Source organism: Stenotrophomonas sp. YJH_SMC_127, from assembly GCF_059372445.1.
Window position 1 is genome coordinate 634,273 of the sequence record NZ_JCAFVO010000002.1, and the last position, 14,668, is coordinate 648,940.

15 protein-coding genes are annotated in these 14,668 nt (G+C 66.7%); 14 read left to right on the forward strand and 1 reads right to left on the reverse strand.

Features of this window, described 5'->3' with window-relative positions; all coding sequences use genetic code 11:
• Nucleotides 1-30: 30 nt before the first annotated feature.
• Nucleotides 31-687: a flagellar basal body P-ring formation chaperone FlgA gene (gene flgA / locus AC5QAB_RS08220; protein ID WP_197561938.1), complete on the reverse strand. Its 657-nt coding sequence runs from the start codon at nt 685-687 to the stop codon at nt 31-33.
• A gap of 259 nt (nt 688-946) precedes the next feature.
• On the opposite strand from flgA, the gene AC5QAB_RS08225 reads away from it, so the two are divergent.
• The 14 genes from AC5QAB_RS08225 to AC5QAB_RS08290 all read left to right on the forward strand — a co-directional run.
• Nucleotides 947-1,891 carry a chemotaxis protein gene (locus AC5QAB_RS08225; RefSeq protein ID WP_014037130.1) on the forward strand — a complete coding sequence of 315 codons (945 nt, stop codon included), beginning with the start codon at nt 947-949 and terminating at the stop codon, nt 1,889-1,891.
• Nucleotides 1,892-2,042: 151 nt separating this feature from the next.
• Nucleotides 2,043-2,438: a flagellar basal body rod protein FlgB gene (gene flgB / locus AC5QAB_RS08230; protein ID WP_005409576.1), complete on the forward strand. Its 396-nt coding sequence runs from the start codon at nt 2,043-2,045 to the stop codon at nt 2,436-2,438.
• A 3-nt stretch (nt 2,439-2,441) separates the two neighbouring features.
• Nucleotides 2,442-2,849 (forward strand): flagellar basal body rod protein FlgC, encoded by a 408-nt coding sequence (gene flgC / locus AC5QAB_RS08235; RefSeq protein ID WP_049442729.1) that lies wholly within the window; start codon nt 2,442-2,444, stop codon nt 2,847-2,849.
• 23 nt (nt 2,850-2,872) lie between these two features.
• Nucleotides 2,873-3,556: a flagellar hook assembly protein FlgD gene (locus AC5QAB_RS08240; RefSeq protein WP_014647064.1), complete on the forward strand. Its 684-nt coding sequence runs from the start codon at nt 2,873-2,875 to the stop codon at nt 3,554-3,556.
• Between the two features lie 32 nt (nt 3,557-3,588).
• Nucleotides 3,589-4,812, forward strand: a complete 1,224-nt coding sequence (gene flgE, locus AC5QAB_RS08245) for a flagellar hook protein FlgE (RefSeq protein WP_014647063.1) — start codon at nt 3,589-3,591, stop codon at nt 4,810-4,812.
• A gap of 32 nt (nt 4,813-4,844) precedes the next feature.
• Nucleotides 4,845-5,594: a flagellar basal body rod protein FlgF gene (locus AC5QAB_RS08250; protein ID WP_197561937.1), complete on the forward strand. Its 750-nt coding sequence runs from the start codon at nt 4,845-4,847 to the stop codon at nt 5,592-5,594.
• Between the two features lie 103 nt (nt 5,595-5,697).
• Nucleotides 5,698-6,483 (forward strand): flagellar basal-body rod protein FlgG, encoded by a 786-nt coding sequence (flgG, locus tag AC5QAB_RS08255; RefSeq protein WP_005409571.1) that lies wholly within the window; start codon nt 5,698-5,700, stop codon nt 6,481-6,483.
• Between the two features lie 22 nt (nt 6,484-6,505).
• Nucleotides 6,506-7,198, forward strand: a complete 693-nt coding sequence (flgH, locus tag AC5QAB_RS08260; RefSeq protein ID WP_197561936.1) for a flagellar basal body L-ring protein FlgH — start codon at nt 6,506-6,508, stop codon at nt 7,196-7,198.
• A gap of 2 nt (nt 7,199-7,200) precedes the next feature.
• Complete coding sequence (locus AC5QAB_RS08265; RefSeq protein ID WP_126412115.1) at nt 7,201-8,337, forward strand: flagellar basal body P-ring protein FlgI; 1,137 nt, start codon at nt 7,201-7,203, stop codon at nt 8,335-8,337.
• Between the two features lies 1 nt (nt 8,338).
• The gene (gene flgJ, locus AC5QAB_RS08270) at nt 8,339-9,538 is read left to right on the forward strand and encodes a flagellar assembly peptidoglycan hydrolase FlgJ (RefSeq protein WP_164167628.1); all 1,200 of its coding nucleotides are present in this window, start codon (nt 8,339-8,341) and stop codon (nt 9,536-9,538) included.
• Nucleotides 9,539-9,545: 7 nt separating this feature from the next.
• Nucleotides 9,546-11,426: a flagellar hook-associated protein FlgK gene (gene flgK / locus AC5QAB_RS08275; protein ID WP_197561935.1), complete on the forward strand. Its 1,881-nt coding sequence runs from the start codon at nt 9,546-9,548 to the stop codon at nt 11,424-11,426.
• Nucleotides 11,423-12,625 carry a flagellar hook-associated protein FlgL gene (gene flgL / locus AC5QAB_RS08280; protein WP_014647057.1) on the forward strand — a complete coding sequence of 401 codons (1,203 nt, stop codon included), beginning with the start codon at nt 11,423-11,425 and terminating at the stop codon, nt 12,623-12,625. The genes flgK and flgL overlap by 4 nt, the downstream gene beginning before the upstream one ends.
• Before the next feature lie 399 nt (nt 12,626-13,024).
• Complete coding sequence (locus tag AC5QAB_RS08285; RefSeq protein ID WP_032961916.1) at nt 13,025-14,242, forward strand: flagellin; 1,218 nt, start codon at nt 13,025-13,027, stop codon at nt 14,240-14,242.
• A gap of 72 nt (nt 14,243-14,314) precedes the next feature.
• Nucleotides 14,315-14,668 (forward strand): flagellin N-terminal helical domain-containing protein (locus tag AC5QAB_RS08290; protein WP_495202977.1); only part of this gene is annotated, 354 nt, incomplete at its 3' end.

A 14,668-nucleotide genomic window follows, 5' to 3' on the forward strand; every position in this document is an offset into this window, starting at 1 on the left:
CCGTGATCTTTAGGGATATTTTGCGGTAAATCAACGCGCCACGATTACGTCACCTGCGGCGTCGACCGTGCCCTGCACGATCCGCCGCGAGGACAGGTTCTCGACCGAGACCCGCTCGTTCTCACCGGCATCACCCATCGCGCGGCCGGCAATGCGCACCTCGACCGAGCCGCGACGCGACACCAGGGCTACATTGTCTCCTCGCTTGATGAGACGCTGGACCACCAGATCGTTGTTCGACAGCAGGGCTCCGGCCTGCAACGGACGGCGGGCGATGCGGCCGATCGCTGCATTGGGATCGGACAGCACCGCGCCGGCAATCCGGGCAGCGTCACGCTGGGCAGTGGTGATATCGGCGGCCGTGAGGGTTTCTCCAGTGCCGATTCCGCGGTTGAGCACCAGCACGGTCTGGTGGCGCCGCACCTTCACCGGCACGAACAGGCGCCAGCCGCCCGCATCGGGACAGCTCACCTCCACCGTGGTGTTGGCGGTGGGCTGCACCTGCAACGCGCTGCCACATTTCGGCAGGCGCAGCGCATCGGCCACCTGCGCCTCGCCTTCACTGCCGGCAGGCAGTGTCGACAGCGCCGCAGTGCGGATGCTGGCCACCGGCTGCCAGTCCGTGGCGCCCGCCCACGGCGCGGCCAGGGCGAGCGCGATGGCGAACAGCGATGTGACCCGGCGCATGGCGCCTCCTGTCGATGGGATCTGGCCCAGCAGCGTGCAAGGGGTGTGCCAGAGACCGGGTCCCGTTGATCGGATCCGGGATGGGGATTCGACCGGATGGGTAGAGTCGACTGCCAGTCGACTTTCGCGCGAAGCGCGGGGTTTCCCGTGATCGGATCGAAGAGCAGTCGACTGACAGTCGACTCTACAAACGCGGTGCGGGCCGCGCGGGCGGCAGAGCGCCCTCAAGTTCCGCCCCCACCACGCCGATACAGCAGCCATGTCCCATGACCTGCTCAACCGGATCGACCAGCGGACCCGACTGGCCGGCCACAACCGCCTGGCGCTGCTGCTGTTCCGCCTCGGCGGACGTCAGCTTTTTGGCGTCAATGTCTTCAAGGTGCAGGAAGTCCTGCGCCGCCCGGAGCTGTTCCAGGTGCCCGGCCTTCCCAGCCAGTTCTCCGGCGTGGCCGACGTGCGCGGCCGCTCGGTGCCGGTACTGGACCTGGGCCTGGCGATCGGCCACCCCGAGCGCGAACCGGACGCGGACACCTCGCCGGGCTACCTGGTCGTCACCGAATTCAACCGCTCGATCCAGGGCTTCCTGGTCAGTGGCGTCGAACGCATCGTCAACATCGCGGTGGAAGACATCCACCCGCCACCGGAGCTGGGCGCCGAGTCGAGCTACCTGACCGCGGTGACCCGCTTCCAGGGCGAGCTGATCCAGGTGATCGACGTTGAGAGCGTGCTGGCCGATATCGCCCAGGTGCGCGGAGAAGCGGTACTCGACCCGGCAATGGCGATGCCCGCCGACGGCCCGCAGCTGCAGGTGCTGGTGGTGGACGACTCGCGCGTGGCCCGCCAGCAGATCCGCAGCGTGCTGGACCAGCTGGGCGTGGGTGCCACCCTGCTTTCCGACGGCAAGCAGGCGCTGGACCACCTGCTGCAGGTCCACGCCTCGGGGGAAAACCCGGCCGAGCGCTATGCCATGGTCATCTCGGACATCGAGATGCCGGCCATGGATGGCTACACGCTGACGACGGAAATCCGGCGCCACCCGGGCCTGGCCGGCCTGTACGTGCTGCTGCACACCTCGCTGTCGGGCGTCTTCAACAACGCCATGGTCGAGCGCGTCGGCGCCAATGCGTTCGTCGCCAAGTACTCGCCGCACGAGCTGGCCGACTTCGTGCTGGACCGCCTGCGCAAGGTGGCGCTGGCGGCGTAAGGCCCGCCGAGGGGTCGGATCCCGGAACGGGCTCCGACCCCGCATCGCAACGCGTCAACCACCGGGTCAGAGCCCCTGCGGGGATCTGACCCCCTCTCCATTTGGCACACCCCTTGCAGCTTCCCGGGCAACGTTCCCGTGGGAGTGCACCGTGCGCAACCTGATTACCGACTACCTGGGCGTCCACGCCCAGGCCATGCCGTTGCGCGAACAGCGGATGAAGCTGATCGCCAGCAACCTCGGCAATGCCGACACTCCCGGCTACAAGGCCCAGGACCTGGACTTCGATGCCGCCCTGCGCCACGCCCAGGGGCAGGATGCCAATGGCCTGATGGCCACCACCCATGAGCAGCACTACGAGATCAGTAGTGGCCTGAACCCGTTCCAGATCGCGCGCGAAGGCGTGCAGCCCAGCCTGGACGGCAACACCGTCGACCCCGATGCCGAGCGTGCCGCCTATGGCCGCGCCGCACTGGAATACCGCGCCTCGCTCAGCTTCGTCGAGAGCAAGGTGCGTTCCATGCTGACCGCGATCACGGGGCAATAAGCCATGAGCAACCTGCCGATCTTCGACATCGCCGGCTCCGCGCTGCAGGCGCAGTCGGTGCGCATGAGCACCATCGCCTCCAACCTCTCCAATGCCGACACCGTCGCCGGTTCCGCCGACGCCGTGTACAAGCCGCTGGAACCGATCTTCCAGGCCGTCACCAGCAAGAGCGATCCCAACATCACCTCGGTGAAGGTGAAGGAGATCACCCAGAGCGAGGCCGCGCCGATCAAGCGCTACGAGCCGGGCCACCCGCTGGCCGACGCCGATGGCTACATCTACCAGCCCGATGTCGATCCGGTGGCGCAGATGGTCAACCTGATCTCGACCTCGCGCAATTACCAGGCCGGCGTGGAGATGTTGACCACCGCCAAGGAACTGGCCCTGGCCACCCTGACCATGGGCCGCTGAGGCCCGCAGCACCGGATACCGCCATGACCACCGCCGTCAACAACCAGACCAGCCAGGACGTCTATTCCGCGCTGGGCCTGAACGCCCCCAACAGCAACGCCACGAAAAAGAAGAACACGCTGGACCAGGCCGACTTCCTGCGCCTGATGACCGAGCAGCTGCAGCACCAGGATCCGCTGAAGCCGATGGACAACACGCAGATGGTCGCGCAGATGGCGCAGATGTCCACCGTGCAGGGCATCACCGATCTGAACAAGACGGTGAAGGGCTTCCAGGAGTCGATGGCCAGCGACCAGGTGCTGCGTGGCGCTGCGCTGGTCGGCCACCAGGTGCTGGTGCCGTCGGAAAAGCTGGTGCTGGAGAAGGAAGGCAATGTCGAAGGCACGGTGGCTGCACCGTCGGCCGGCATCATCACCGTGGACATCACCGACGCCAACGGCGCCAAGGTCACCTCGCTGAGCGTGGAAGCCAAGGCTGCCGGCGAAACCGCCTTCCAGTGGGACGGCAAGGATGCCAACGGCAAGCGCATGGAGCCGGGCAAGTACTCCATCGTCGCCAACCATGTCGACACCGCCGGCAAGAGCACCAAGCTGTCCACCTACGTACAGGCGCCGGTGGAGAGCGTGACCGTTGGTTCCGACGGCCTGTACCTGAACCTCAAGGGCCTGGGCACGGCCCCGATCGACTACGTGCTCCGCGTCAGCTGAGCCGCACCTTCCGCATCAACCAGGAGCATCCCATGGGCTTCAATGTCTCGCTGTCCGGCATCAACGCCGCCAACACCGACCTGAGCGTCACCGCCAACAACGTCGCCAACGTCAACACTACCGGCTTCAAGCAGTCGCGCGCGGAGTTCGCGGACCTGTTCGCTTCGACCAGCTACGGCCTTTCGAAGAACCAGACCGGCTCGGGCGTGCGCGTTTCCAACGTCGCCCAGCAGTTCATCCAGGGCCACAACGAGCAGACCGGGCGCAGCCTGGACATGGCCATTTCCGGTGAAGGCTTCTTCACCATGAACATGAATGGTTCGCGCGTGTACTCGCGTGCCGGCAACTTCCAGACCGACTCGGCCGGCTACGTGGTCAACCCGCAGGGTGCGCGCCTGCAGGTGTTCGCGCCGAATGCCGATGGCACCAACTTCGATGCCGGCCGCCTGGTCGACCTGCAGCTGCTGACCACCGACAGCCCGCCGAAGCAGACCAGCGAAGTGAAGGTTGGCTTCACCCTGCCGGCCAACGCCAAGCAACCGACGGTGGCGACCTTCGACCCGGCCGATTCGAACAGCTACAACCACTCCAGCGGTGGCATCACCGTGTACGACTCGCTGGGCGTGAGCCACATCCAGGTCTCGTACTTCGTCAAGGGCGCCAACCCCAACGAATGGACCGTGCGCAATTACGTCGATGGCCAGCCGGCCGGCGCACCGACCCCGGTCACCTTCGACAACAGCGGCAAGCTGGTCGCACCTGCCAACGGCAAGGTCAGCCTCGGCACCTTCACCCCGACCACCGGTGCCGGCCAGTTGAACATGACGCTGGATATCAGCGGCTCCACCCAGTACGGCGAGAAGTTCGCCCTGCGCAATACCCAGCAGGACGGCTATGCCGCCGGCAAGCTCAACGAAGTGACCGTGTCCGAATCCGGCGTGGTCTACGCCCGCTATTCCAACGGCGACGACAAGCCGCTGGGCCAGGTCGCCCTGACCACCTTCAACAACACGCAGGGCCTGGAATCGAAGGGCAACAACCTGTGGGTGGAGACCTTCGAATCGGGCACGCCGCGCACCGGCATGCCGGACACCTCCAACCTCGGCAAGATCCAGGCCGGCTCGCTGGAAGCGTCCACCGTCGATCTCACCGAGCAGCTGGTCAACATGATCACCGCGCAGCGCAACTTCCAGGCCAACGCGCAGATGATCACCACGCAGGACCAGATCACCCAGACCGTCATCAACATCCGTTGATGAGCTGCTGACCCTGTCACGGAACTCCCCGCATGGATAAAGCCCTTTACGTGGCGATGACCGGTGCCCGCGCCTCCCTGCAGGCGCAGGGAACGCTCAGCCACAACCTCGCCAACTCGGACACCCCTGGCTTCAAGGAAGCGCTGGCCAACACCGAAGCGTTCCCGATCAAGGGCCCGGGCTTTGCCTCGCGGGTGGATGCGCTGCACGTCGACGCCGGCTTCAACCGTACGCCCGGCTCGCAGCACATCACCGGCAAGCCGCTGGATCTGTCCCTGCAGACCGGCACCTGGCTGGCCGTGCAGGCCAGCGACGGCAGTGAGGCGTACACGCGCGGCGCTGCATTGTCGGTCACCCCGAACGGCCAGCTGGTGACCTCCAGCGGCCGTCCGGTACTGGATGACAACAACAACCCGATCGCCATTCCGCCCTACCAGGCGATGGAAATCGGTGCCGACGGCACGCTCTCGATCATCCCGCAGGGCGAAGGCCCGCAGACCATGGCGCAGATCGGCCGGATCAAGGTGGTACAGGCGCCGGACGAGCGCCTCGAGCGTGGCCTGGATGGCCTGTTCCGCAACACCGACCCACTGCAGCCGTTCGCACCGGCACAGGGCACGGCCGTGCACAGCGGCCAGCTGGAAGGCAGCAACGTCGATGCCGCCGGTGCACTGGTGCAGATGATCCAGCTGCAGCGCCAGTACGAAATGCAGGTGCAGGTGATCAAGCACGGCGACGACAACGCGCGCAGTGCCAACAGCCTGCTGCGCCTGGGCAGCTGACGGAATTCCGGCGCCGCCCGGGCGCGGCGCTGGCACACCGCTTGCACACCCGTTACCAGGGGCCGCATCGCGCGGCCGGCTTTACCCAGACAGGACACCGAAGATGAACCAGGCATTGTGGATCGCGAAAACCGGACTGGATGCGCAGCAGATGCGCATGTCGGTGGTTTCCAACAACCTCGCCAACACCAACACCACCGGCTTCAAGCAGGACCGTGCCAGCTTCGAGGACCTGCTGTACCAGCAGGTGCGCCAGCCCGGCGGCTCTTCGTCGGCGCAGACCCAGCTGCCGACCGGCCTGCAGCTGGGTACCGGCGTTCGCGTGGTCGCCACCGCCAAGAATTTCGAGCAGGGTGGCCAGCAGCAGACCGGCCGTGCGCTGGACGTGATGGTCAACGGCCGCGGCTTCTTCGAAGTGCAGATGCCCGACGGCAGCTCGGCCTACACCCGTGATGGCTCGTTCAAGATCAACCAGGACAGCGAGCTGGTCACCAACAGCGGCTACCCGGTGCAGCCGGGCATCCAGATTCCCGAGGGCGCGCAGTCGGTGACCATCGGTACCGACGGCACCATCAGCGTGAAGATGGCCGACGGCGCGGCGTCAGTGGAAGTGGGTGCGCTGACCCTGACCGACTTCGTCAATCCGGCCGGCCTGCAGGCGCGCGGCGAGAACCTGTTCCTGGAAACCACCGCTTCCGGTCCGGCACAGAACGGCAATCCCGGGCTCAACGGCCTCGGCACCGTGGTGCAGGGCGCGCTGGAAGGCAGCAACGTCAATGTGGTCGAAGAGCTGGTGTCGATGATCGAAACCCAGCGCGCCTACGAAATGAACGCCAAGGCGATCTCCACCACCGATTCGATGCTCGGCTATCTCAACAACAAGCTCTGACCGGCCCAACCGGGAAACCGCCATGTCGCCCATTTCCAGATTCACCCGCACTGCCCTCGCCTGCGCCGTGGTCGCCCTGCTCGGTGGCTGCGTGATCGCCGGCGACGTGCGCCCCTACGCGGCGATGGCACCGATCCAGCCGATCATGCCGCCGCAGGCCGCGCCGACCGCCGGTGCGATCTACGCTGCCGGCCCGACCCTGCAGCTGTACTCGGACCGCCGCGCACGCGATGTCGGCGACCTGCTGACCATCACCCTGCTGGAAAACACCACCGCGCAGACCAGCGCCAACACGGCCACCAACAAGGAATCCAACCTGAGCCTGGGCACGCCGTCCATCCTCGGTGCTCCGGTCACCCTGGGCGGCAAGGACATCCTCAGTGCGACGGCCAAGGGCGCGCGTGACTTCACCGGCAAGGGCAACAGCGCGCAGAGCAACCGTCTGCAGGGCAGTGTCACCGTCACGGTGACCCAGCGCCTGCCCAATGGCAACCTGGTGGTACAGGGGCAGAAGAACCTGCGGCTGAACCAGGGTGATGAACTGGTACAGGTGCAGGGCATCGTGCGCCCGGGCGACATCAGCCAGGACAACACCATTCCTTCCAGCCGCGTGGCCGAAGCCCGCATCGTCTACGGCGGCCGCGGCCCGGTCGCGCAGTCCAACGCGATGGGCTGGCTGAGCCGCTTCTTCAATTCCGGCCTGACGCCGTTCTGAGTATGGCCATGAAACTCCTCCCCTCTTCTTCCTGGCATCGCCGCGTGGCGTCGTTCGTCGCGCTGATGCTGCTGGTCGTGGCAGCCCCGGCCAGCGCCGAGCGCATCAAGGACCTGGCCCAGGTCGGCGGCGTGCGTGGTAACGCCCTGGTGGGCTACGGCCTGGTGGTCGGCCTGGATGGCAGCGGCGACCGCACCAGCCAGGCGCCCTTCACCGTGCAGAGCCTGAAGAACCTGCTCGGCGAGCTGGGCGTGAACGTACCGGCCAACGTCAATCCGCAGCTGAAGAATGTTGCGGCCGTCGCGATCCATGCCGAGCTGCCGCCGTTCGCCAAGCCGGGCCAGCCGATCGACATCACCGTGTCGTCGATCGGCAACGCCGTCTCGCTGCGCGGCGGCTCGCTGCTGATGGCCCCGCTGCGCGGCGCCGATGGCCAGATCTATGCGATCGCGCAGGGCAACCTGATCGTCGGCGGCTTTGGTGCGCAGGGCAAGGATGGTTCGCGGGTTTCGGTGAACGTACCGAGCGTGGGCCGCATTCCCAATGGCGCCACGGTCGAGCGTGCCCTGCCCGACCCGCTGGCCAATGGCGGGGACATCACGCTGAACCTGCACAACAACGATTTCACCACCGTTTCGCGCATGGTCGCCGCACTCAACAACGCGTTCGGCGAAGGCGCCGCGCGTGCGGTCGACGGCGTGACCGTGGCCGTGACTGCGCCGACCGATCCGGGCGCACGCATCGGCCTGCTGGCCCGCATCGAGAACCTGGAGCTGACCCCGGGCAGCGCCCCGGCCAAGGTCGTGGTCAATTCCCGCACCGGCACCGTGGTCATCGGCCAGCAGGTGCGGGTCGGCCCTGCCGCGATCTCGCATGGTTCGCTGACGGTGACGATCCAGGAGAACACCAACGTCAGCCAACCCAATGCCCTGTCCGGTGGCCGTACCGTGGCCAGCCCACAGTCGACCATCACCGCCACCAACGACGGCAGCCGCATGTTCAAGTTCAGCGGCGGCACCACCCTGGACGAGATCGTGCACGCGGTGAACGCCGTGGGCGCGGCGCCGGGCGACCTGATCGCGATCCTGGAAGCCCTGAAGCAGGCCGGCGCATTGAGTGCCGAGCTCGAGGTGATCTGACATGCGCATCAATCCCGCATTCGACCTGCACCCGGCGCAGCAGAACGACCCGGCCAAGATCGACAAGGTGGCGCGCCAGCTGGAAGGCCAGTTCGCACAGATGCTGGTCAAGAGCATGCGTGATGCCAGTTTCGGCGACTCGCTGTTTCCCGGCGAGAACAAGATGTTCCGCGATATGTACGACCAGAAGATCGCCGAGGCGATGACCCGCGGCAAGGGGCTGGGCCTGTCCGGCATGATCAGCCGCCAGCTGTCCGGCCAGGCCGCCGACGGCCCGGCGCTGGATACCCGCGTGGCTCCGGCCAAGGCCAGCCGCGCCTACCAGCTCAACGCGCCGGACAAGCCGGCACCGTCGCTGCCGCTGGAAGATGGCAGCCAGGCCGTGCGCATGCTGCAGCAGATGGCGGCCGGCGCACAGCACGGCGCGCAGGCCGCGCTGGCACCGATGGAACAGGCACTGGACCTGATCGCCGGTCGCGAGAGCAGCAGCCTGCACCGCTCGCTGGGCACCGAGGATCCGTACATCGGCAACCTGCAGGGCGAGGACTGGTCCACCAACAACGACCAGTGGTCGGCGACGGCCAGCAACCGAGGTACAGCCATGAGCCAGGCCGATGCGATGGCTACCCGCACCGCCGTGGCCCAGCTGGGGCCGCACACGCCGGAAGGTTTCGTCGCCAGCATCTGGCAGCACGCGCAGAGCGCGGCCAGGGAACTGGGCGTGGATGCCCGTGCGCTGGTCGCCCAGGCCGCGTTGGAAACCGGCTGGGGCAAGCGCCACATCCGCCAGTCCGACGGCAGTACCTCGCACAATCTGTTCGGCATCAAGGCCACCGGCTGGAGCGGCCAGCGCGTTGCAGCCGGCACCCACGAATACGTGGATGGCGTGCGCCGCAACGAAACCGCCAGCTTCCGCGCCTACAGCTCGCCGGCCGAAAGCTTCGCCGACTACGTGCGCCTGCTGAAGACCAGCCCGCGCTACCAGCAGGCGCTGCAGGCCGGCACCGACGTGCAGGGCTTCGCCCGTGGACTTCAGCGCGCCGGCTATGCCACCGACCCACGCTATGCGGCCAAGATCGCCGCGATCGCCGGTGGCCCGACCATCGAGCGTGCCGTAGCGGCCGTGACCGACGCCGGCGCGCGCCTTGGCCAGACCTTCGCCAGCACCGCGACCGCGGCGCTGGGTATCACCCGTCGTTGAGGAACCCATGTCCAGCGTACTTTCCACCGGTACCGGTGCCCTGCTCGCCTTCCAGCGTGCGTTGGCGACCACCAGCCACAACGTGGCCAACCTCAATACGCCCGGCTACAGCCGGCAGAAGGTCAACTTCGCTACCGCCGACCCGCAGAACTACGGCTATGGCACGGTCGGCAACGGCACCCGGATCACTGACATCCGCCGCACGGCCGACCAGCTGGCGATCTCGCGCCTGCTCGACAGCAGCGGTGAACTGGCGCGCCTGAAACAGCTTTCGGGCATGGCCGACCGGGTCAACGCGCTGTTCTCCGATGCGGCCACCAATGTGGCCGGCGTCTGGTCGAACTTCTTCGATTCGGTCAGTGGCCTGTCGTCCAACGCGGCCGGCACCGCCGACCGCCAGAACATGCTCGACGGCGGCAAGGCCTTGGCCAACCGCTTCGTGCAGCTCAACACGCACTTGAACAACCTCAACAGCGAGGTCAACAACGGCCTGCTGGCCGGTGCCACCGAGGTCAACCGCCTGGCGCAGGAAATCGCGCAGATCAACGGCGCCATCGGCACCAACATCGCCTCTGCCGCACCCGATCTGCTCGACCGCCGCGACCAGCTGATCACCCAGCTGATCGGCTACACCGGTGGCACGGCGGTGATCCAGGACGGCGGCATCATGAATGTCTACACCGCCGGCGGCAACGCGCTGGTGGTGGGTACCACGGCGACCAAGGTCACCACCGTGGCCGACCCGTACCAGCCCGAGCGCCTGCAGTTGGCGCTGGAGACCCAGGGCAACACCATCCGCCTCGACCCGAAGGCGGTCGGCGGCCAGATCGGTGGCCTGCTGGAATTCCGCGACACCGTGCTGACCCCTGCCCAGGCTGAACTGGGCAAGCTGGCGGTAGGCCTGGCCGAGAGCTTCAACCAGGCGCACCACCAGGGCGTGGACCTGTATGGCCAGCTGGGCGGGGACTTCTTCACCATCGGCAACCCGCGCGTCACCGGCAACAACAGCAATACCGGCACCGCCAGCCTCAGCGCAACCTACGGCGACCTGGGCAAGCTGGACGCGCAGAACGTGGTACTGCAGTTCGATGGCACCAACTGGAAGGCCAGCCGCGCCGACACTGGCGCCAGCATCCCGCTGACCGGCACCGGCACCGCCGCCGATCCGCTGGTGATCAACGGCGTCAAGCTGGTCGTCGGCGGTACGCCGGCTGCAAATGACCGCTTCCTGCTGCAGCCGACCGCGGGCGTGGCCGGCAGCATGGAAGTGGCAATCACCGACCCGTCGCGCATCGCCGCCGCTGCAGCGGTGAAGGGCGCGGCCGCCACCGCCAACACCGGTACCGGCAAGCTGAGCGGTGTCACCGTCACCGATTCGACCAACGCCAACCTGCGCAATCCGTCGGCGATCGTGTTCACCTCGGCCACCACCTACACCATCGACGGTGGGCCGCCGCAGACCTACACGCCCGGCCAGACCATCAGCGCCAACGGCTGGAGCTTCGTGCTGGACGGTGCACCGAAGGTGGGCGATACCTTCAACATCACCCCGACCCCGGCCGGTTCGTCGGACAACAGCAACGCGTCGAAGCTGGCCAAGGTGGAAAGCGCGAAGGCGTTCAACGCCGGAACGGTGACACTGAACGGCGCACTGGGTGGCCTGACCACCCAGATCGGCGCCGCCGCCCGCTCGGCCGAGTACTCGCTCGACGCGCAGCTGGTGATCAATGACAAGGCGCAGGAAGCCCGCGACGAAGTCTCCGGCGTGAACCTGGACGAGGAAGCGGCGGACATGCTGCGCCTGCAGCAGGCCTACCAGGCCGCCTCGCAGCTGATCTCGACCGCCGACAGCATGTTCCAGACCATCCTGGGAGCCGTCCGCCGATGAGCAGCCGCATCTCCACCAGCATGATGTTCAACCAGTCGGTGTCGCTGATGATGGCCAAGCAGGCCAAGCTCAGCCACCTGGAGCAGCAGATCGCCACCGGCAGCAAGATCGTCAGCGCCAAGGACGATCCGGTTGCCGCCGGCACTGCGGTCGGCCTTGACCGCAGCCTGGCTGCACTGGACCGCATGAAGCTCAATGCCGGCAACGTGCAGAACCGCCTGGGCGTGCAGGAAAACACCCTGGCACAGGTCAACGACCTGATGGCACGCGTCAACGATCTGACCATCCAGGCCAGCAATCCGGCGCTGAGCGCGGCGGACAAGAAGACGCTGATCACCGAGGTCAACCAGATCCGCGACGGCCTGCTGTCGCTGGCCAACGCCGATGATGGCACCGGCCGCTACGTGTTCGGTGGCACCAACGACGGCGACCCGCCGTTTGCCAAGATCAACGGCAAAGTGGTCTACCGTGGCGACCAGACCCAGCGCCAGGTTGAAGTCGGTCCGGATACCTACGTGAAGGACGCGCTGCCCGGCAGCGAGATCTTCATGCGCATTCCCACCGGCGATGGCTTCGTCGACGGCAGCGCTGCGGCCGGCAACACCGGCAACGGCGTGCTCACCAACATCACCCGCGACGGCAGCGACAGCTGGAACGGCCAGGGCTTCAGCGTGCGCTTCACCACTGGCAATCAATACGAGGTGGTGGACGGTGCGGGCAACGTGACCGGAACCGGCACCTACAAGGCCGGCGACGATCTGGAAGTGAACGGTGTGCGCCTGCGCATCACCGGCGCACCGGCGGCGGGTGACAGCTTCAGCGTACAGGCCGCCAGCAGCCGCGACATCTTCTCCACCATGGACAACCTGGTGGCGGCGCTGGGTGCCGACACCGGTACCACCGCGCAGATGACCGCGCAGCAGAACCAGCTGCAGAGCGCACTGCGCGACGTGGCGCGCGCTTCCGAGCGGATGATCGATTCGCGTGCCGCAGGCGGTGCGCAGTTGAAGGCGCTGGACAATGCCGCCGACATGCGCGAGGCCAATGGCGTGACCCTGAAGACCACGCTGTCGCAGATGCGCGACCTGGATTACGCCGATGCGCTGAGCCAGTACCAGCTGCAGAGCACCGCGCTGCAGGCGGCGCAGACGATCTTCTCGCAGATGCAGTCGATGTCGCTGTTCAACAAGCTGCGCTGACGCGCCGCCCGCGTCAGTCCCGAAAGGCCGCGATGCCCTGCATCGCGGCCTTTTTCGTTTGCGCGCCTGCCCGCCGCTGCGCGGCCACCTGGCCGTCGCCGACCGATTTTCCGTGATTCTCCATCAAGCCCGGCCCGACCCCGCCGATACCTTCATCAGCGCTGGTCAGGCCCTGCCCGACCGCCCCTCCCGGGGCCGCTTCCACCCTGGCAACAGGGCTGAAAACCCCGGGAAAACAGCTTCAGGCAACGAATTCTGGCTTCAACGGAATTCACGGCTAAAGGTTGTTGACAAAGCGCCGTTATTCATTTGGCAACGGCGAAGCACACAGCCACACAAAAAAACAGGCGGCGCTTCGTTTCATTCACCAACGGGTTCCATATAAGAGGAGACGACCCCATGGCACAGGTAATCAACACCAATACGATGTCGCTCAACGCCCAGCGCAACCTGAGCACCAGCGGCAGCTCGCTCGCCACCACCATCCAGCGCCTCTCGTCCGGCCTGCGCATCAACAGCGCGAAGGACGACGCGGCCGGCCTGGCCATCAGCGAGCGCTTCACCACCCAGATCCGCGGTCTGGACGTGGCCATCCGCAATGCCAACGACGGCATCTCGCTGGCCCAGGTCGCCGAAGGTTCGCTGAACGAAGTCGGCAACAACCTGCAGCGCATCCGCGAACTGGGCGTGCAGGCCTCCAATGCCACCAACTCGGCCAGCGACCGCAAGGCCCTGCAGGCCGAAGTGACCCAGCTGGTCAGCGAGATCGACCGCGTCGCCAAGCAGGCCGACTTCAACGGCACCAAGCTGCTGGACGGCAGCTTCACCAGCCAGCTGTTCCAGGTGGGTGCCAACGCCGGACAGGCCATCGCCATCAACAGCGTGGTCAACGCCAAGGCCGATTCGCTGGGCGCGGCCACTTTCGCCAACGGTTATACCGGCACCGCACTGGCGGTGGACAAGGCGACGGCCGACACCACCTACTCCGGCCTGCAGGTCTCGGTCACCCCGCCGGGCGGCACCGCCACCACGGTCACCATCAGCGACTTCACGGTGAAGGCTGGCGAATCGATCACCTCGGCCACCGCCGCGGCGATCAACAACAAGCTGGGCGAAACCGGCGTGGTTGCCTCGGTCAATGCCGGCGTCGTCAGCCTGGCCTCGGTCAAGGATGGCCAGACCTTCGCGCTGGGTGTCAGCGCGGCGACTCCGCCGGCCGGCGCCACCGCCGCGACCCTCGCCGGCCTGGGCCTGACCGAGACCAGCACCAACGGCGGCACCCTGACCGGTGCAGCGGCCAGCTTCGTCAAGGACCTGAACGTCACCACCGCCGAAGGCGCACAGAAGGCGATGTCGATCGTCGACAAGGCCCTGGAATCGGTCAACAGCGTCCGCGCCGACCTCGGCGCGATCCAGAACCGCTTCACCTCGGTGGTCGCCAACCTGCAGACCTCCTCGGAGAACCTGTCCGCATCGCGCAGCCGCATCCGCGATACCGACTTCGCCAAGGAAACCGCCGAACTGACCCGCACCCAGATCCTGCAGCAGGCCGGTACGGCCATGCTGGCCCAGGCCAACCAGGTACCGCAGAACGTGCTCAGCCTGTTGCAGCGCTGACATGAGCCGCCCCCGGGGCACGTCGGGGGCGTCTAACCCAACTCACGTGCAACCGCTCAAGGACCTCTCCTCATGGCACAAGTCATCAACACCAATACGATGTCGTTGAATGCTCAGCGTAACCTGAGCACCAGCGGCAGCTCGCTGGCTACCACCATCCAGCGCCTGTCCTCCGGTTCGCGCATCAACAGCGCCAAGGACGACGCCGCCGGCCTGGCGATCTCCGAGCGCTTCGGCACGCAGATCCGCGGTACCGACGTCGCCATCCGCAATGCCAACGACGGTATCTCGCTGGCCCAGGTCGCCGAAGGTTCGCTGACCGAAATCGGCAACAACCTGCAGCGCGTCCGCGAGCTGTCGGTGCAGGCCTCCAACGCCACCAACTCGGCCAGCGACCGCAAGGCGCTGCAGGCCGAAGTGACCCAG